This window comes from Streptomyces atratus, from assembly GCF_014648655.1.
In the GTDB taxonomy this organism is placed as follows: domain Bacteria; phylum Actinomycetota; class Actinomycetes; order Streptomycetales; family Streptomycetaceae; genus Streptomyces; species Streptomyces atratus.
The window spans coordinates 33,481-52,390 of sequence record NZ_BMRN01000008.1; the positions used below are offsets into that span (position 1 = coordinate 33,481).

The window sequence follows — 18,910 nt, forward strand, 5'->3', positions numbered from 1 at the left end:
CTCCTGCGCCTCCTGCAGGCTCCCGGACCCCTACAACTCCTTGGCGAACCAGTGCTCCGCGTACTGTCGCCGGTGGAACGCCGGAACCTCCCGATAGCCGTGCTTGGCGTACAGCCCCCGTGCCTCGACCAGGTCATTGCGGGTGTCGAGCCTGACCGTGCTTATGCCGAAGGCGCGCGCCGCGCTCTCGACGGCCGCCAGGAGCAGCCCGCCGCCGCCCGTACCGCGGTGTTCGGGGCGTACGAACACCCGGGTCAGTTCCGCGACGTCCGCGTCCACCACCAGCAGCCCGGCGCAGGCCGCCGGCTTCCCCCCGAACCGGCCGACGACGAACTGGCCGGTGGGCGCAGCGAGCCGGTGGGCGCCGTCGTCGGTGAGCCCCTCGTCGATCTCCTCGGCGGTCGCGGGCCGCCCCCAGTAGCGGCTGGCGACCTCGTCGTAATAGTCGCGACGCAGCAGCGCGGCGTCGGGGGAGTCGAAGGGTTCGGGGGCCATGGTCCAGGTCATGCCGGTCATCCTGACTCGATCACGGCCGGCGGAGCGAACGGATTTGGCCGGCTCGGCAGGGAGGAACGAACGGATCGGTGGAGCCGGCGCTTCACTCCGCACGCAAGCGTTCGGATTGCGGCAAGCGGCCCCGGTGCTCATCCCAGCGGCGGCGGAACCGTGACCGGCGGCGGAGGCACCACAGGCCGGTGCCGTCGGACCCGCAGCACCAGCAGCACCACCGCAGCCGCCACCAGCACGGCCCCGAGCAGCGACAGCACCCAGACGGGGACACCGCCCACGGTCAGCAGCCTGTCCGTGTACACCATGGTCCGGTACGGGGTGTCGGCCTCGGCCGCGCGCAGTTCATGATCGCCGTCGATCCGCTCCGGATACGGGAACGACTGCTCGATCGCGGTGACGAACACCGGCTTCCCGCCCGTCACCGCCTCCAGCGCCCCGGTGTCGTCCCGTGCCGACCGGGGGTCGATCCTGCCCGCATACGTCACCTGCGGCGCATTGCCGCCGATCGCGTCGCGCGGCTCCATCCGATGCGCCGCCAGGACGTACAGGTCCAGCTGCTGCGGCGTCGAAGCGAGCTTCGACAGCCGCATCGGGTAGACCAGCCGGTCGCTGGCGAAGCGCAGCCGCAGCGGATCGAGGTCGCCGCCGAGGGGATTGTTCTTGTCCCGGGGAGCGAGGCGGATCGCGACGTACTCCCACTTCTGGTCGACATAGGGCTTCAGCGCCGTCGCCAGCCGGTCGGGCAGCTCGAAGCCGTTGTCCTGCAGCCATTTCTGCAGCGCCTCGGGGTCGGTCGCGGCCAGCCGCGCCACATCGAACGGGCCTAGCCGTTCCCGGCCCACCACCTCGACGGACGGCGCGGCGCTCGAAGGGGCCCCGACTCCGTCCCCGCTGTTGCCCGAACCGGCGAACGGCCAGTCGTCGGAGCGCGGCCAGAAGTAGTGTCTGGTCGCCTGCACCGGTGCGGTGAGGGTGGCGAGCTCGGAGAAGAGCGACGGATCACCGAGCTCCACGGTCGCCCGGTGCGGCACCGGCATGATCCAGGCCGCCTCGGGGGCGTCCCCGCGGACCGTGAGCCGCATGACGATCTGTTCGGTACGGCCGTCCCAGTCCACCACCGACGTCTCCCGGTCGACCGAGACCTGGGTTGCCCTGCTCGGGACCATCGCCCCGCAGCCACAGGCGTACGCCGGGCTGATCAGCGACCCCAGCTGCAGCGACGCCAGCATCAGCAGCAGTGACAGTGCGCGCACCAGCCACCCGCGCCCCTCACCCCGCACACCCCGCATCCCCCCTGCGCACCGCATGTCCTGTCTTCCTCCCCCGCGATCGACGAACACGGGGGAGGACGTGGGAACCACCGGTCCGGTTCCGGCGCCGAGGCCCGGCCCAACAGGCCCTTCGGTCACTCTTTCGGAAAAAAAGGATGATGACGGTCAGGCGAAGAGGGGGTTGATTGTGTCTACCTCATAGCGCAATGCGAAGGTTTCACAGCACGCCCAGGTCGAGGGACGGGCACGGAAACGGCGGGAGGGTCGGCGCAGCGTGGCGGATGCGGAGCACAGTGTGCGCGGAAATGCGGCGACAGGGGAGAGGACGGGAGCTGCCCGGGCTCTGCTCTGGCTGGTTGTGGCCGCACTGGCCGTACGGCAGATGGCGGTGGTGCTACGGCAGCCGCCGGGCGAACGGCTCACCGATCTGGAGACCTGGATCGGTGAGAACGGTGTCCTGCACGTGACGGGCTCGCTGTACAGCAGCGACCGGTTCACCGGCACCCCGTTCGCCGGGCTGGTGCTCAAGCCACTGACCCGGACCGCCGAACAGAGCCTGGGCGTCGCCTGGACCTTCGGTTCGCTGCTGCTCGTCGCCGCCCTCGGCATCATCGCCGCCCGTGCGCTGCCGGCCCCGGTCACCCGCCGCACCTCACTGCTGGCCGCCCCCGTCGCGATCAGCCTGCTGATGCTCTCCCTGCCGGTCCGAAACGCACTCCACCTGGGGCAGACCAGCATCCTGCCGGTCCTGCTGGTGCTGCTGGCCTGTTTCGCGGTCCGCGGGGAACGTGCCTCGGGCCTCCTGATCGGGCTCGCGGCCGCGCTCCAGCCGGCCGTGCTGCTCTTCGCGGTCCTGCTCCGGCTCACCGGCCGCCGGCAGGCGGCGGTGACCGGTGGCATCGCGTTCGCCGCCTGCACCGCGCTGGCCTGGGCCGCGATGCCGCACGACTCATGGACCTACTGGGTGCACCATGTCGCGGGCGCCGGGCTCGGCGACAACGCGGACAGCCTGGCCAACCAGTCCCTGCACGGCGCGCTGCTCCGATTCGGCCTGGAGGGCCCGCTGGAAATCGCGCTGTTCGTGGTGCTGGCGGCCGCCGTCTGCTACCTCGGACTGCGCCGCGCCATACGGTACGCACGCGACGGGCAGCTGCTGCTCGCCGTCGCCGTGACCGGCTGTGTCGCCGTCGCCGTCTCACCCACCGCTTGGCAGCACCAGTTGCTGTGGGTGCTGCTCGCCGTGGTCGGCCGGGTCGGCAAGCGGGCTTCCGACCGGCTGGTGTGGCCGGTGGTCGTGGTGCTCGTGCTCACACTGCCGGGGAAGATGCTGCTGCCGAACAATGCGGTGGTCTTCCCCGTACGCGACAACGTGCTGCTGATCGCGGCGCTCGGCGCGGCCTGTGCCGCACCGTTCCTGCCGCGCACCTCGCCGTACTGGCAACACCCGATCCCGACGGACCACGCGGCCCCGGTCGCGGCCCGCTGGGGACGCGTCCCCCTGCTGCCGTTCTGGCGGCGGGTGCTCAGCCGGCCCAATCTGCTGCTGGAACTGCTTCTGATCAGGGTCGTGTACTCCGCTTACTCCCATGTCAGACTCGCGGCGACGGCCGGCCGCGCCACCGCCGAACACCACGGTCGGCAGGTCCACTCCCTCGAACAGTGGCTGCACATCGACATCGAGCACTGGGCCAACCACGCGGTCGTCGAGGTCCCCTGGCTGCGGGGCTTCTTCGACTACTACTACGCGACGTTCCACTTCATCGTGCCGCTGGCGATTCTCGGTGTGCTGTACGTACGACGCCCCGCGGACTACCGCTGGGTCCGCAGCTCCATAGGCTTCGCCACGGTCCTCGGGCTGGTCGGCTTCTGGCTCTACCCGCTGGCCCCGCCGCGGCTGATGCCGGGACTCGGCTTCATCGACACCGTCCATGGCGTGCAGGACTTCGCGAAGCCGGACTACGGAACGCTGACCTCGATGACCAATCAGTACGCGGCGATGCCCTCGCTGCACTTCGGCTGGTCGCTCTGGTGCGGTGTGGTCATCGTCATGCTGGCCCCGAAGATGTGGATGAAGGCGCTGGGGCTGCTGCACCCGCTGTTCACGGTCTCCGCGATCGTGGCCACGGCCAATCACTGGGTGCTGGACGCGGTGGGCGGCGCGGCCGTCGTCGCGCTCGGCTTCGGGCTGACCTACGTACTGTCGGGGCCGCGGAGGCTGCAGCTGCCGGCCGTGCCTGCGGCGGCGGAGCCGAAGGACGGGATCGCGGTGCCGGTTCCGAGGTCGCCCGACGACGCGGTGAGCAGCAAGCAGCTCCAGTAGCGCGGAGACCGTGAAGGGCCGAAGGGGTGCCGGGACGAGCACATCGTCCCGGCACCCCTTCGGCATGGATCGCCGCCTGCCCAGCATCCGCCCGTCGGCCTCACCCCGCCACTCGAACGGCTCAGGGGCCGGTCGTCCCGAGCACCCAGGTGGCCAAGGACAGCGTGGCCATGGACACCACCGTCGAGGCCACCACGGAGTTGCGGGCCACGCGGGTGTCCAGGCCGTACTGCTGGGCGTAGATGAAGGCGTTCTGAGCGGTCGGCAGCGCGGAACAGAGCACGACGGCCATCAACTGGTGGTCCGGCAGATGCAACAGCGGGCCGCCGACGACGAAGGCGATCAGGGGCTGGACCAATGTCTTGAGAGCGACCGTCACAACGACCTCCGCACGCTTCGTACGCACCGTGGACTCGGCAGGCTCCGTGTGCTCCGTCGGACCGCCGGTCGCCGGGCGGCTGTTCAGGGACAGGCCCAGCGTGATCAGGGCCGTCGGCACGGCGGCGGCGCCGAGCAGGTCGCCGGAGTGGGCGAGGGCGTGCGGCAGCCGCAGGCCGAGTGCGGAGACGACGACACCCAGCAACGAGGCCATGATGATGGGGTTGCGGACCGGCATGGTCAGCATCCGCCGGACCACGACGCCCTTTCCGGAGCCCGTCCCCGTGCCCGTGTCCAGCAGCGTCAGGATCACCGGGGAGACCAACAGCACCTGGAACAGGATGATCTGGGCGACGAACGACGCGTCGCCGAGCACCTGGACCGCCACCGGAATACCGAGATTCGCGGAGTTGACGTAACCGGACGCCATGCTGCCGATCGCCCGGTCGGCCGTGCCGCGGCCGAAGAGCCGGCCGGCCGCCACGAAGCCGAGGCCGCAGACCAGCGCCGTACCCGCCGCGAAGGCCACCATCGAGGAGTTGGCGAAGGCGGCCGGCCGTGCCCCGGAAACCATGGTGAACAGGGCGGCGGGCATCGCCACATGGAAGACGAACCGGCCGAGCACGGCTTCCGCCTGTTCGCCGAGGAGACCACTGCGTCCGACCGCGTACCCGATGGCCGTGAGCGTCCAGATGGGGGCGAAGGCGGAGAGCAGGGCGTGCATGCCCGCCATCATCCTCGCGCAGTTGTGCGTGTCTCCCGCGGGGGTTCGGAGGGGGGCGGGGTCTGTCGGTACGGACGGCGGGGGCCGGGGCGTGAGAGGGAGCCCCCCGCCGTCCGAAGCTGCCGGAAGCGGTCAGCTCCCGGTGGTACCGACGCCCGCGGCGCTCGCGGCGGTGCTGACCTGAAGCTGCTTGATCCCGTTGAGCCATGCCGAGCGCAGCCGCCGCGGGTCGCCGACCAGCCGCAGGTCCGGCAGCACATCCGCGATCGCGTTGAAGATCAGGTTGATCTCCATCACGGCAAGGGACTTGCCGAGGCAGAAGTGCGGACCGCCGCCGCCGAAGCCGAGGTGGGGGTTGGGATCGCGGGAGATGTCGAAGGTCTCCGGGTTCTCGAAGACCTCGGGGTCGTTATTGGCCGAGGAGTAGAACAGGCCGACCCTGTCGCCCTTCTTGATCTGCTGCCCGCCCAGTTCGGTGTCCTGAGTGGCCGTCCGCTGGAAGGAGACCACGGGGGTGGCCCAGCGGACGATCTCCTCGGCGGTCGTCTCCGGCCGCTCGCGCTTGTAGAGCTCCCACTCGTCGGGGTGGGTGAGGAAGGCGTGCATGCCGTGGCTGATGGCGTTGCGGGTGGTCTCGTTCCCGGCGACGGCGAGCAGGATCACGAAGAAGCCGAACTCGTCGGAGGAGAGGTTCCCTTGACCTTCCGCGGCGACCAGCTGGGAGACGATGTCCTTGGCCGGGCACTCCTTGCGGGCGGCCGCCAGATTCATCGAGTACGAGACGATCTCCATGGCCGCCTCGGCGCCGACCTCCTCGGTGATCGCGTACTCGGGATCGTCGTACGCGGCCATCTTGTTGGACCAGTCGAAGATCCTGGACCGGTCCTCCTGCGGCACACCGATGAGTTCGGCGATGGCCTGGAGCGGCAGTTCGACGGCGATGTTGGTGACGAAGTCGAACGAACCGTCATCGCCCGCGGCGGCCAGAGCGGTCTCGACGATCTGGCGGGCGCGGCTACGGAGGGCCTGCTCCAGGGAACGAATCGCCCGGGGCGTGAACCCCCGCTGGACGATCTGCCGGACCCGGGTGTGTTCGGGCGGGTCCATGTTCAGCATGATCAGCTTCTGGACCTCGATCTGGTCGTGGCTGATCGACTCGTTGAACCGGATGACCGCGGTGTTGGTGTTCGAGGAGAACAGCTCGGGATGGGTGGAGACGTACTTGACGTCCGCGTGCCGGGTGACGACCCAGTAGCCCTCGTCGTCGAAACCGGAGATACCGGCCGGCTGGGTGCACCACCAGACCGGTGCGGTCTGCCGCATCTGTGCGAACTCCGGGTGCGGAATGCGGGCTTGGAGCAGATCGGGATCGGTGAAGTCGAACCCTTCGGGCAGATGGGGGCAGGGCATCGGCAACTCCAGGTCGGGCCGAGAGTCGCCCGAACGATGTCTGACGACCCATCAGAAGTTGCCCGAAAGGTAGTAACGAGTTCTACAACTGGCAAGAGGGGTGGCTCGATCTGTTGCGTGAAGAGTGGGTGAGGCAGGCATGAAGCGGGCGCAAGGTGCGTGCAAGACCCTTGCGTACCCGGGGTAAGCCCCACAAGACTGCCTACAGAACTAGAACGCGTACTAGTTCCCCTCCGCGGGCGCCGGGACGCCCCTGCGGAAGTGCGAGGAGAGGACGAGCTCATGGCCGCGGAACCCGTCATCGTCGAAGCTGTACGCACCCCCATCGGCAAGCGCGGAGGTGCGCTCGCCAATCTGCACCCCGCCTATCTGCTGGGCGAGACCTACCGAGAACTCCTCGGCCGCACCGGCATCCACGCCGACTGCGTCGAACAGATCGTCGGCGGTACGGTCACCCACGCCGGCGAACAGTCCATGAACCCGGCCCGCAACGCCTGGCTCACCGTGGGCCTTCCGTACGAGACCGCCGCCACCACCGTGGACTGCCAGTGCGGCTCCTCGCAGCAGGCCTCCCACATGGTCGCCAACATGGTCGCGGCCGGAGTGATCGACATCGGTATCAGCTGCGGTGTCGAGGCCATGTCGCGGGTGCCGCTGGGCAGCGGCTCCAAGCACGGACCGGGCAAGCCCTGGCCCGACGAGTGGAACGTCGACCTGCCCAACCAGTTCGAGGCGGCCGAGCGCATCGCCCGCAATCGCGGACTCACCCGGGAGAACGTCGACTCGCTCGGGTTGATCTCGCAGGAGCGGGCCGCCGTCGCCTGGGCCGAGGAACGGTTCAAACGGGAGACGTACGCGGTCCAGGTGCCGACCACCGAGGAGGAGCAGGCGGCCGGGCAGGGCATGTGGCGTCTGGTCGACCGGGACGAGGGGCTGCGGGACACCACGATGGAGGGGCTCGGCCGGCTCAAACCGGTCATGCCCACCGCGATCCACACCGCGGGCAACTCCTCGCAGATATCCGACGGCGCCTGCGCGATCATGTGGGCGTCCAAGCGGATGGCGCGCGCACTCAAGCTCAAGCCTCGCGCCAGGATCGTTGCGCAGGCGCTGGTCGGCGCCGACCCGCACTTCCACCTCGACGGACCGATCGACGCGACCCGCGCGGTGCTCGGCAAGGCAGGGATGTCGCTCAAGGACATCGACATCGTCGAGATCAACGAGGCCTTCGCATCGGTGGTGCTGAGCTGGGCCCAGGTCTTCGAGCAGGACCTCGAAAAGGTCAACGTCAACGGCGGTGCCATCGCGCTGGGCCACCCGGTGGGCGCCACCGGGGCCCGGCTGATCACCACGGCCCTGCATGAACTGGAGCGCCGCGACAAGGAGTTCGCTCTGATCACGATGTGCGCGGGCGGAGCGCTGGCGACGGGCACGATCATCCAGCGGCTGTAACGCGGCACTGTGGAGGAAGCCCCCGCGGCCGGGGGTGTTGTCAGATGCACCTCCGGCCGGGGGCCCACGCCGGTACCGGCGCCGCGCGCGGCTGCATACAGGGTTCTGCCGGCCACACGTACATGAAGTCGGGGCCACAGATCGTGCGCTGGTTCGACACAGTCGCCGCGCGGCACTGAACCGGGCGCCCGGCGGCATGAACCCGACCGGGTCCATGCCGCCGGGGTGACGGACGGGCGCGCCCGCTCAGTACGGCACGTGGGTGGGGAAGGTGGTGGTGGGGGCGAACAGTGTGGCGTATCCGTCTTCGTGCTGGCGGCGGTGCCGCCCGGACCGGCTCACCTCGGCGACCGGGGCCGTGAGCGTGAGCAGTCCGTCGTTGGCGAGCTCCTGCACGCGCATCAGCAGTGCCCTTACGTCCAGACCGAGTTCGGCGGCGACCGTCTGCACGTCGAGGCCGGACTCCCAGCTCCACAGCAGTACGGAGTCCATGCTGGGCGACCAGACGACCGTGTTCTCCATCTCGACGGGCGGCAAGGAAGGAGGGGGCGGAGCCGGGGCCGGCGGTGGCGTGTCCAGCGGCGCGACGACCACCTCTTCGCGCGGGTGAGGTACGGGGATCTCGGGTGCTGGTTCGGCCGGCGCTTCCCTCGTCGCCTGCTGGGTCCGGCTCAGGAGTTCCTGGGCGAGGGACCGGGCGTCACCGCGGCCCACCGTGCGTCGCGCTAATCGCACTTCGCGTTCGTTGAGGCCCATCATGTCTGCGATCGAGCCGTCGTCGCCGACTGTGACGGCGAAAGCCGCAAGCATTCTGCTCCGCTCCGCCTGCGCCTCGTCCAGTAGCGCCTGCGCCAGGCGCATGCGTTCGTCGCTGGCGCAGAATGCTTCCGCCAGTACGGCGTTCCGATCCCAGAAATCTCGAGGTTCCACGTAGGTGACAACGCTTCGGCGGCTGACGGGAACGGACGCCCAAGCAAAATGCGCCTAAATGGACCAACGGTTTATTAAGCTGGCCAAGTTATATGAAGTAGACCGTTTCCAAGTGTTGACCCGCCTCAGGGCGTGGCGAAGGCCCCGACCGGTGGTCGGGGCCAACGCGTGAGCTCAGGAGGTGTCGGCTCAGTACCAGTGGTTGGCCTGCCAGAACGACCAGGCGCCGCACGGGCTGCCGTAGCGGGAGTTCATGTAGTCCATGCCCCACTTGATCTGGGTCTTGGCGTTGGTCTTCCAGTCGGAGCCGGCGGAGGCCATCTTCGAGCCGGGCAGGGCCTGGACGAGGCCGTAGGCGCCGGACGAGGCGTTGGTCGCGCTGGGGTTCCAGCCGCTCTCGTGCTGGACGATGTTGCTGAAGCACTGGAACTGTGCGGCGTTGCCGATCAACGACTTCGCCGTGTCCTGCGCGCCTGCGGCGACGGCGGTCGGCGCGGTGGCCGGTGCGGCCATGGCCGGGGTGACGCCGAGGGCCAGGCCGGTGGTGCCGAGGAGTACGGCGGTGCCGGCGACGGCGGACTTGCGGCGGGCGGTGCGGGGCAGGGCGAGGATGTTACGGGCGAACGACACAGGAGTCCTGACGGTCGGGTACGGGGGAGTCGCGGGCCGATCCGGATCGTGCGGTGGTGCGGGTGGATCGGTCTCGTCCGACCGCGGTCCGTTTCGGTGGACCAGGCGGTGCTCGGCGACGTGCTCCAGTGTTAGCGGCGCCGTTCGGCCGTGGCAACGACCCCCGATACGAGCCCGCTTCGCACCCGGAGGCGGAAGTCCCAAACCGTCCGAATTACCTCAAAGGTGTCATAGCAGGTCAGGGGGCATATGGAGTGGTTCGTACCGGATGGGTGCGGCTACTACCCCGGGTCGTGGAGCACCGAGGCCCTGTGGGAGGCCTCACTTGCCGGAGGCGTCGAATGTGACCTGGGCCTCGAAGGCGGCGCGGCGGGTGGCCCGGCGCAGCGCCTTCAGCAGCGTCGCGCCGATGGTGAGGGTCAGCACCAAGGTGAGCACGGCCCGGCCCAGGTCCCAGCCGAGCGAGGTGGCCGTGCAGTACGCGAGGAAGCGGACCAGGTTCTCCGGCAGTGGGTCACCCGGCTGGAAGGAGATCCCCGAGCCGAGTCCGGGCACGATCGTCCAGCCGTACAGGTTCATCACCGTGCCGTACGCGAACGACGCCACGAACCCGTACGCCGCGAGCATCAGGAGCTCGGCCCGTCCGCGCAGCCGGTCGGGGCCCGGCAGCAGGCCCGCGCCCATCGCGAACCAGCCCATCGACAGCATCTGGAACGGCATCCACGGACCCACCCCACCGGTGAGCAGCGCGGACGCGAACATCGTCACCGAGCCGAGCACGAAGCCGAAGCCGGGCCCGAGCACCCGGCCGCTCAGCACCATCAGGAAGAACATCGGTTCCAGCCCCGCCGTGCCCGCGCCCAGCGGGCGCAGCGCGGCGCCGACCGCGGCCAGCACCCCCAGCATCGCCACCGCCTTCGCGTCGAGACCGGAGTCCGCGATCATCGCGACGACCACGCCGACCAGCAGCGGCAGCAACGCGGCGAACAGCCACGGCGCGTCCTGGGAATGCGCCAGACCGGAGTCCGCACCGGCCAGCAGCGGCCAGCCGAACGCGACCACCCCGATCGCACTGATGAGGACGAGCGCGGCGATCGCACGCGGCCCGAGACGTACCGGTCGTGTCCGGCGCCCGCTCATGACGTGGCTCCCAGCGCGCCGCGCACCTGCGTCACGGTCAGCCACTCCTGCGGGGCGAGGATCTTCGCGGTCTGCGGAGCGAACGCCGGGGAGGAGACCACCACCTGCCGGGTCTCCCCGTCCGCGACGGTCTCCCCGTCGGCGAGTATCACCACCCGGTGCGCCAGTTCGGCGGCGAGTTCCACGTCGTGCGTGGCCAGGACGATCGCATGCCCGTCGGCCGCGAGACCGCGCAGCACCCCCACCAGTCGGGCCTTCGCCGCGTAGTCCAGCCCGCGGGTCGGCTCGTCCAGGAGCAGCAGCGGGGGCCTCGCGGTGAGCACGACGGCCAGGGCGAGCGCGAGGCGCTGCCCCTCGGAGAGATCGCGGGGGTGCGTGTCGTCCGGCACACCGGGCAGCAGTTCGCAGACCAGGGCCCGACAGCTGCCCGCTGCGGCGCCCGCGTCGGCGTCGGCCGCGGCGCACTCGGTGGCGACCGTGTCCGCGTACAGCAGATCGCGTGGTTCCTGCGGTACGAGGCCGACCCGGCGCACCATCTCGCGCGGCTGTGTACGGTGCGGGGTCCGGTCCCCGACGAGGACGCTGCCCGTGGTGGGCTCGACCATGCCGACGAGCGCAGCCAGCAGGGTGGACTTGCCCGCACCGTTACGGCCCATCAGGGCGACGGTCTCGCCGGCGGCGACGGTGAGCGTCACCCGGCGCAGCGCCTCGACGCGCCCACGCCGTACACCGAGACGCTCGACCCGGGCCGTGGCATCGGTGACGGGCTCAAAAGCGGCGGTGGTGGTCTGTGCGCCGCGGCCCAGCAGCCGGGCGAGGGCGCCGCGCCGCGCGGGGGCGGTGGGCAGCGGGGCCAGCACGGTTGCGCAGGCCGGCGCGGGCGACGGGGGGTGTGCCTGCGCCAGCCGCTCGCGCAGGCCCGCCGCCCGGCGCCGGGCATCGCGGACCGAGAGCGGCAGTGGCTCCCACCCCGCCAGCCGGCCCAGCGCGACGACCGGTGGGTGGACCGGGGAGACGGCCATGATGTCCGCGGGCGCGCCCATGACCGGTGCGGCGCCCGGCGACGGCAGCAGGACGACCTGGTCCGCGTACTGCACCACCCGCTCCAGCCGGTGCTCCGCCATCAGGACCGTCGTACCCAGGTCGTGCACCAGCCGTTGCAGCACGGCGAGGACCTCCTCGGCCGCCGCCGGGTCCAGCGCGGACGTCGGCTCGTCGAGGACCAGGACCTTCGGATGCGGGGTGAGGACCGAGCCGATCGCGACCCGCTGCTGCTGCCCGCCGGAGAGCGTGGCGATCGGCCGGTCGCGCAGCCCGGCCAGGCCCAGCAGATCGAGGGTCTCCTCGACCCGCCGCCGCATCACATCGGGGGCGAGGCCCAGCGACTCCATCCCGTAGGCCAGCTCGTCCTCGACCGTGTCGGTGACGAAGTGGGAGAGCGGGTCCTGGCCCACCGTGCCGACCAGATCGGCGAGTTCGCGTGGTTTGTGAGTACGCGTGTCGCGACCGTCGACCGTGACCCGGCCGCTCAGCGTGCCGCCGGTGAAGTGCGGTACGAGACCGGACACGGCGCCCAGCAGCGTCGACTTGCCGACCCCGGACGGACCGACGAGCAGTACCAACTCGCCCTCGGGAATGGTCAGATCGACCCCGCAGAGGGTGGGGCGCTCCGTCCCCTCGTACTGCACCGAGACGTGCTCGAACCGGATCACTGGCTCTCCTTGGAATTCGGGGCGCCCACCGGGGGCGGCACGGGCGCCACCACCGCGGGCAGCAGCCCGATCAGCACCGCCGCCGCGGGCCACAACGGAAGCACCGGTGCGACCAGCGGCACGACCCCGGGGCGCAGCGCCTCCCCGTCGACACCGCCCGCCCAGATCATCGCCACGGCCACCGCGACCCCCGAACCCGCCACCAGCCAGGCCCGCACACCCCACCGGTCGGGCCGGTAGCGGGTACGGACCGAGCGGGCCCCGCCGAGCCGCAGCCCGGCCATCGCGGCGACGAGCCCGGCGATCAGCAGCGGCAGGCCGTACACCGCACCCTGCGCGGCCAGCAGACCGTACGTACCCGCGCACACCCCGAGCAGCCCGCCGAGCGTGAGGACGTTCGTGGTGTGCCGGACGGCGGGCGGGACCTCGGCGGTGCGCCCGTATCCGCGCGCGTCCATCGAGGCCGCCACCGCGACCGATCGCTCCAGCGCACCCTCCAGGACCGGCAGTCCGATCTGGAGGACCGCCTTGATGCCACCGGTCGGACGGCCCCGCAGCCGCCGCGCGGTGCGCAGCCGCACCACATCGGCGACCATGTTCGGCGCGAACGTCATCGCGACGACGACGGCGACCCCCGCCTCGTACAGCGCACCCGGCAGCGACTTCAGCAGCCTGGCCGGGTTGGCGAGCGAGTTCGCCGCACCGACGCAGATCAGCAGGGTGGCCAGCTTCGCCCCGTCGTACAGCGCGAAGACCAGCTGTTCGGCGGTGACCCGGCCCCCGATCCTGACGCCCTTCGCCCAGTCGGGCAGCGGCACCTCGGGGAGTGTGAACACCGTATGCGTACCGGGGATCGGCGAACCGAGAAAGACGGCGAAGACCAGCCGCACACCGACGACGAACAGCCCGATCCTGATGAACGCCCCGTACGAACGGGCCCACGGCGCATCCGTACGGCGTGCCGCGACCACATAGCCCGCCACCCCCACCAACAGGCCGAGCAGCAGTGGGTTGGTGGTCCGGGACGCGGCGGTGGCGAGGCCGAGCGCCCACAGCCACCAGGCCCCGGCGGGCAGGGCGTTGCTCCGGGTCGCCCCGGGGGCGCGCAGCGGGCGGCGCAGCCGGACCGGGCCGGTGGTCGGGGCGGTCATCCGCGGCGGCGGCGGGCCTGCACGACTGCGGCGATGCCGAGGAGAAGAACGGCACCGACCCCGACCAGCACCCCGGCGGACGGTCCGCCACCGGAGCCGCCGGAGTCCCCGTCGGCGGCGGAATCGGCCGGGGACGCGGATGCGGACGCGGCAGGCGCCTGGTCACCGTTGCCCGAGACCTGTTCGCCGCAGCCCGAGGCCGGATAGCCGGATATGGCACAGAGCAGCGCGTCGCTGCTGTAGCGCAGCGGTTTGGCCACCGATGCGAGCGCCTCCGCGGTGCTCGCGTCCGGGGCGACCCGTGCGCACGCGGTGCGCAGCGCGGGCGGAGTCTCGCCGGCCGGGGCGTCCGCCGTCGTGCCCGGGTCGATGACCAGCGCGACCCGCTTGGTGCCGTCCTCGGCCGGGGTGTCCGCGCAGATCTTCGCGAAACCGGGAGAGCGGCGCGGCTTCGCCGAGTCCTGGGAGTCCTCGCTCACCGAGAACCGGAAACCCTGCACCGCGCCGTCGTCCGGGCGGACCAGGGACGGGCCCTGGGTGGCATACGTCCACCCGGTGCCGGAGCCCTCCCAGAACGACCAGTACCGGTACCCGGCCGCCTGAGCCGTCCCCGCGCCGAGTACGGCCAGGACGGCGCCCAGGACCACCAGGAGAGCGGCGGCCCTTCCCGCCCGCCTCACAGCTGCTGGTTCTTGCGGCGGCCGCTGATCAGGAAGCCGGCGCCCGCACCGACGACGAGGCCGATGCCGACGTACCACCACACGCCGCCGATCACGTCGTCCCCGCTGTGGACCTGGTCCTTCTCCGTGGCCACGTACCCGGTGTCGGCGGACGGGTCGGGCGTCGTGACGGCCGCGGGGGCGGGACCGGTCGCGTTCAGCTTGTCGATCAGGTTGACGCCGCCGAAGTCGCGGGCGTCGGCGCCGGTCGCGTGCGCGGCGAGGGCGAGCTGCGCGTAGGCGGCGGGACCGTTCTGCTCCGCCCAGGCCCCGGAGTTCTTCTTCAGCCAGGCCACGGCCTTGGCCGCCTTGTCCTGGTGGCCCGCGGCCGACAGCGCGACGACCGCGTCCGCGGTGTTGCCGAAGTCGGGCTGCGGGGTGGAGTCGGTGGCGCCGGGCATCGGCGCCAGGTCGAGATGACCGCTGGTCGCGAGGGCGTCCGCGAGGAAGTGGGCGCCGTTCTGGGCGGCCTGCTCGGGCGTGAGACCGGACCCCGGATGGCAGCTGGGCGCCTTGACCGCGGCGTTGTTCCCGACGGCCATGGCCTTGCCCATCGTGCCGAGCACGGCGGCCGCGGTGGCGTCCGCGTTGGCGGCGAGCTTCCCGGCCTTGTCGGGCTGGTAGGCGAAGGCGCCGCCGTCCTTGCTGCCGCACGGGATCGCGAGCCCCAGCAGTGCGTCGTAGGGGGTCTTGCCGCCCGGGGTCGTGATGTCCGCGATCCGCTGGCCCTGCCGGGCAAGGGCGCCGATCACCAGCGAGGTGGAGTTGGCGTCACTGGCCCCGCCCGCGGTGTAGCCCCAGCCGCCGTCCTTGTTCTGTACGGACTTCAGCCAGCGCACCGAGTTGTTCACGATGTCCCGGTGCCCGCCCACCTCGACGAGCGCCTGGACGGCGGCCGCGGTGGCATTGGTGTCCAGCACGGTCTTCTCGGTGCACGGCTGGGAGACATCGGGCCGGTACGAGGCGTAGGCGCCGTTGCCGCACTGCTGGGCGATCAGCCAGTCCACCGACTTCGTGGCGGGCGTGACGCCCTCGACCCGCTGGGCGAGGAAGGCCAGCGACTGCCGCCAGACACCGTCGTACGTGGGGTCCTTCGTCCCGTACAGCCCGGAAGGCAGTGCGGTGGACGGCGAGGGCGACGGGGACGGCGCTGCGACCGCGACCGGGGCAGCGGCCGCACAGAGCACGGTGGCGGTGGCGGCGAGCATTGCTGCGCTGCGGCGTACGGTCATGGCGGGCGGGGCCTCTCCTGCGGGGGGAACCGGGCACAGGCACGCTCACGCACCAGGCTCCGGCTCCGTATACCTCGACGGTGCCGACCACCGGGGTTCCGGTGGTGCGAGCCGGTCACGACCGCGGACAGGGCATTCCGACTCACCGTCTCCTGTGACGGTTCACGGCTGCGTGGTCAGTGCCGGATTTGCACCGGCTTCCCCCTGAACGGGCATGATGACGACTCGCATACTCTACCGGGCGGGTTCGGGCGGCCTCCGAGCCGGGAGGAGCGTCGACGCCCGTCCTGGCTCCCGCCAGGGCGGGAGCCCCGTCACACCGCGATGTACGTCACCGGCTCGCTCCCCGCCACCGCCTCCGCGCGCCCCAGCTTCACCAGCCGCCGCAGATGCGCCTCCGCCTCCGAGACGGCGATGCTCCGCGAGCCGTGCGGGATCTGCGCCCAGGGCCGGTTCCACTCCATTCGCTCGGCCAGCTGCCACGGCGTCAGCGGGGCGGCCAGCAGTTCGAGCAGGCCGGTCAGCCGCTCCTCGTGATGGTCCAGGAGTTCCTGTACGCGGCCGGCGGCATCCGCGAACGCGTACTGATGGGCGGGCAGCACTTCGGCGACCCCGAGCCTGCCGATGCGCTCCAGTGAGTCGAGGTAGTCCCCGAGAGGGTCGGTCACCGTCGCGTCGTCCGGGCCCTCGTACAGCCCGATGTGCGGGCTGATGCCCGGCAGCAGATGATCCCCGGAAAAGAGCCGGCCACGGCCCGGCAGATTCCGCGGATGCTCCTCCTCCAGGTGCAGGCAGACATGGCCGGGCGTGTGCCCCGGCGTCCAGATGGCCCGCAGCTTGCGGCCGGCCAGACCGAGGAGTTCACCGGGAACGATCTCCCGGTCGGGAAGTGCGGCCCGCAGCCCGGGCAGCGTGCGCATCCGGCCCCTCTCGGCCGCGGCCGCCCGCAACGGCGCGAGATGCTCCTCGGGCGCACCGACCGCGCTGAGCTTCGCCGAGAGATACGCCAGCCAGGTACCCGGCCGGGACTCACGGGTACGCCGCACGATCGCGGTGTCCGCCGCATGCATGGCGATCCAGGCCCCGGACGCCTCGCGCACCTGCCCGGAGAGGCCGTGGTGGTCCGGGTGATGGTGGGTGATGACCACACCGTGGATGTCGCCGATATCCACACCGGTGGCGGCGAGCCCGTCGGTGAGCGTGTCCCACGCCTCCGGATCGTCCCAGCCCGTATCGATCAGGACCGGCCCGCGATCGGTGTCGAGAACATGCACAAGAGTGTGGCCGAGCGGATTGTCAGGGATGGGGACCTTGATGCTGTGTACGCCCCCGCCGTGGTCGGTCACCTGCGTCATGGGCTCCCCATCTCTCTCCGCGGCCTGGTCGGCGTACCGGACGTACGGCTGTGCGGTGCACCGCGCCCACTGTAACGAGAACTTGTTCCAGTAGTAGCCCCGGTCGACCATCTATTCGTTCGGGGGTGTTCCTCGGTTGTGCGGCGGCCCGGATCGATCGGCCGGCGGCCCGGGTGGGTGCTGTCGCAGCCGTGGACTCCTGGAACTGGAACTGGTATCAGTTCTGGCACGGAGTCAGGTAACGTGCCGGGTCGCGGGAGGCAGCAGCCATGACCGAGCTTGTCGAACACGGAAAACTGTTCATCGGCGGGGAGTTGGTCGATCCGCTGGGCCGGGATGTCATCGAGGTCATCTCCCCGCACACCGAACAGGTCATCGGCCGGGTGCCGCACGCCTGCGAGGGGGATGTGGACCGGGCGGTCGCCGCCGCCCGGCGGGCCTTCGACGAGGGACCCTGGCCACGGGCGTCCCTCGACGAGCGGATCGAGGTGATCACCCGGATCAAGGACGCGTTCGCCGTGCGGTACGAGGAGATCGCCCGGGTCATCAGCTCGGAGAACGGCACCCCGTACACGTCCGGTGTCATGGTGCAGGCGCTTGCCGCGATGATGGTGTGGGACGCGGCGATCACCGTCGCCCGCAGCTTCCCGTACGAGGAGCGGCGGGACGGGGTGCTCGGGCCGCTGCTGGTGCGCCGGGAGCCGGTGGGGGTGGTCGCGGCCGTGGTGCCGTGGAACGTTCCGCAGTTCACCGCCGCCGCCAAGCTCGCGCCCGCGCTGCTGGCCGGCTGCTCCGCCGTGCTCAAGGTCTCGCCCGAATCCCCGCTGGACGCCTACATCCTGGCCGAGATCGCCGCCGAGGCCGGGCTGCCGGAGGGGGTGCTGTCGATCCTTCCGGCCGACCGTGAGGTCAGCGAGTACCTGGTCGGGCATCCGGGCGTCGACAAGGTGTCGTTCACCGGGTCCGTGGCCGCGGGGCGCCGGGTGATGGAGGTCGCCTCCCGCAACCTCACCCGGGTCACGCTGGAGCTGGGCGGGAAGTCCGCCGCCGTGATCCTCCCCGACGCCGATCTGGACGCGGCCGTCGCGGGCATCGTCCCCTTCGCCTGGATGATCAACGGCCAGGCGTGCGTGGCCCAGACCCGCATCCTCGTCCCGCGCTCCCGCTACGACGAGATGGCCGAGGCGTTCGCCGCCGCGGCGGGTGCGCTGAAGGTCGGCGACCCGCTCGACCCCGCCACCGAACTCGGCCCCCTTGTCGCGCAGCGCCAGCAGCGGCGCTCGCTCGACTACATCCGGATCGGACAGGACGAGGGCGCCAAGATCCTTACCGGCGGCGGTCGTCCGGCGTCCCAGGAACGGGGCTGGTACGTGGAGCCGACCCTCTTCGGCGACGTCGACAACTCCATGCGCATCGCCCGCGAGGAGATCTTCGGCCCCGTCATCTGCCTCCTGCCGTACGGCGACGAGGACGAGGCCGTACGGATCGCCAACGACTCCGACTACGGGCTCAGCGGCAGCGTCTGGACCGCCGACACCGAACGCGGCATCGACATCGCCCGCCGGGTCAGGACGGGCACGTACAGCGTGAACACCTTCAGCCTCGACATGCTCGGCCCGTTCGGCGGCTACAAGAACTCCGGTCTGGGACGGGAGTTCGGCCCCGAGGGATACGCCGAGTACTTCGAGCACAAGATGATCCATCTGCCGGCCGGATACGAGGGGGCGTGATGGGGGACCGCTGGGCCGTGGAGGTCGACCGCGGGGTCTGCATCGGTTCCGGGATGTGCGTGAACCATGCCCCGGGCGGATTCGCGCTGGATTCCGCCCGGCAGTCCCACCCGGCAGCCCCGGAGACCGATGCCAACGAGAAGGTCCTCGCCGCGGCCGAGGGGTGCCCGGTCGAGGCGATCACGATCACGCTGACCGGATCGGGGGAGGTCGTCTTCCCGCCGGAGGAGTAGCGGGAGCAGCAGG

The 18,910-nt window shown here is 71.0% G+C and carries 16 protein-coding genes and 1 riboswitch; of the genes, 4 read left to right on the plus strand and 12 right to left on the minus strand.

From position 1 onward, the window contains the following. Positions 1–30: 30 nt before the first annotated feature. Complete coding sequence (locus IEZ15_RS15715) at positions 31–507, minus strand: GNAT family N-acetyltransferase (protein ID WP_189277378.1); 477 nt, start codon at positions 505–507, stop codon at positions 31–33. Between the two features lie 137 nt (positions 508–644). Next, positions 645–1,739, minus strand: coding sequence for a DUF2330 domain-containing protein (locus IEZ15_RS15720; RefSeq protein ID WP_189277755.1), 1,095 nt, complete (start codon positions 1,737–1,739; stop codon positions 645–647). A gap of 385 nt (positions 1,740–2,124) precedes the next feature. On the opposite strand from IEZ15_RS15720, the gene IEZ15_RS15725 reads away from it, so the two are divergent. Then, on the plus strand, positions 2,125–4,101 hold the full coding sequence (locus IEZ15_RS15725; protein ID WP_229845922.1) for a bifunctional glycosyltransferase 87/phosphatase PAP2 family protein: 1,977 nt from the start codon (positions 2,125–2,127) through the stop codon (positions 4,099–4,101). 121 nt (positions 4,102–4,222) lie between these two features. Here IEZ15_RS15725 and IEZ15_RS15730 read toward each other — a convergent pair whose 3' ends face one another. Next, positions 4,223–5,203 carry an AEC family transporter gene (locus tag IEZ15_RS15730; RefSeq protein WP_229845909.1) on the minus strand — a complete coding sequence of 327 codons (981 nt, stop codon included), beginning with the start codon at positions 5,201–5,203 and terminating at the stop codon, positions 4,223–4,225. A 132-nt stretch (positions 5,204–5,335) separates the two neighbouring features. Next, positions 5,336–6,613 (minus strand): cytochrome P450, encoded by a 1,278-nt coding sequence (locus IEZ15_RS15735; RefSeq protein ID WP_189277384.1) that lies wholly within the window; start codon positions 6,611–6,613, stop codon positions 5,336–5,338. Between the two features lie 282 nt (positions 6,614–6,895). On the opposite strand from IEZ15_RS15735, the gene IEZ15_RS15740 reads away from it, so the two are divergent. Next, positions 6,896–8,065 carry a steroid 3-ketoacyl-CoA thiolase gene (locus IEZ15_RS15740; protein ID WP_189277386.1) on the plus strand — a complete coding sequence of 390 codons (1,170 nt, stop codon included), beginning with the start codon at positions 6,896–6,898 and terminating at the stop codon, positions 8,063–8,065. Positions 8,066–8,311: 246 nt separating this feature from the next. Here IEZ15_RS15740 and IEZ15_RS15745 read toward each other — a convergent pair whose 3' ends face one another. The 8 genes from IEZ15_RS15745 to IEZ15_RS15780 form a co-directional block, all read right to left on the minus strand. Continuing rightward, positions 8,312–8,926: a hypothetical protein gene (locus tag IEZ15_RS15745; RefSeq protein WP_229845910.1), complete on the minus strand. Its 615-nt coding sequence runs from the start codon at positions 8,924–8,926 to the stop codon at positions 8,312–8,314. Positions 8,927–9,184: 258 nt separating this feature from the next. Then, complete coding sequence (locus IEZ15_RS15750) at positions 9,185–9,625, minus strand: aggregation-promoting factor C-terminal-like domain-containing protein (protein ID WP_189277389.1); 441 nt, start codon at positions 9,623–9,625, stop codon at positions 9,185–9,187. A gap of 321 nt (positions 9,626–9,946) precedes the next feature. Continuing rightward, positions 9,947–10,765 carry an ECF transporter S component gene (locus tag IEZ15_RS15755; protein WP_189277391.1) on the minus strand — a complete coding sequence of 273 codons (819 nt, stop codon included), beginning with the start codon at positions 10,763–10,765 and terminating at the stop codon, positions 9,947–9,949. Next, positions 10,762–12,477, minus strand: coding sequence for an ABC transporter ATP-binding protein (locus tag IEZ15_RS15760; RefSeq protein WP_189277393.1), 1,716 nt, complete (start codon positions 12,475–12,477; stop codon positions 10,762–10,764). The genes IEZ15_RS15755 and IEZ15_RS15760 overlap by 4 nt, the downstream gene beginning before the upstream one ends. Further along, positions 12,474–13,628: an energy-coupling factor transporter transmembrane component T gene (locus tag IEZ15_RS15765; RefSeq protein WP_189277395.1), complete on the minus strand. Its 1,155-nt coding sequence runs from the start codon at positions 13,626–13,628 to the stop codon at positions 12,474–12,476. The genes IEZ15_RS15760 and IEZ15_RS15765 overlap by 4 nt, the downstream gene beginning before the upstream one ends. Further along, the gene (locus IEZ15_RS15770) at positions 13,625–14,308 is read right to left on the minus strand and encodes an SCO2322 family protein (RefSeq protein ID WP_189277397.1); all 684 of its coding nucleotides are present in this window, start codon (positions 14,306–14,308) and stop codon (positions 13,625–13,627) included. The genes IEZ15_RS15765 and IEZ15_RS15770 overlap by 4 nt, the downstream gene beginning before the upstream one ends. Further along, positions 14,305–15,579 (minus strand): SCO2321 family membrane protein, encoded by a 1,275-nt coding sequence (locus tag IEZ15_RS15775; RefSeq protein WP_189277399.1) that lies wholly within the window; start codon positions 15,577–15,579, stop codon positions 14,305–14,307. Before IEZ15_RS15775 ends, IEZ15_RS15770 begins: the two co-directional genes overlap by 4 nt. A 130-nt stretch (positions 15,580–15,709) precedes the next feature. Continuing rightward, positions 15,710–15,783, minus strand: a riboswitch (cobalamin riboswitch). 110 nt (positions 15,784–15,893) lie between these two features. After that, the gene (locus IEZ15_RS15780) at positions 15,894–16,934 is read right to left on the minus strand and encodes a Strvi_7410 family MBL fold metallo-hydrolase (protein ID WP_189277400.1); all 1,041 of its coding nucleotides are present in this window, start codon (positions 16,932–16,934) and stop codon (positions 15,894–15,896) included. Between the two features lie 269 nt (positions 16,935–17,203). Here IEZ15_RS15780 and IEZ15_RS15785 point away from each other — a divergent pair, with 269 nt between their 5' ends. Both IEZ15_RS15785 and IEZ15_RS15790 read left to right on the plus strand, forming a co-directional pair. Then, positions 17,204–18,664: an aldehyde dehydrogenase gene (locus IEZ15_RS15785; RefSeq protein ID WP_114244307.1), complete on the plus strand. Its 1,461-nt coding sequence runs from the start codon at positions 17,204–17,206 to the stop codon at positions 18,662–18,664. Beyond that, positions 18,664–18,897, plus strand: a complete 234-nt coding sequence (locus IEZ15_RS15790; RefSeq protein ID WP_114244306.1) for a ferredoxin — start codon at positions 18,664–18,666, stop codon at positions 18,895–18,897. The genes IEZ15_RS15785 and IEZ15_RS15790 overlap by 1 nt, the downstream gene beginning before the upstream one ends. Positions 18,898–18,910 lie beyond the last annotated feature (13 nt).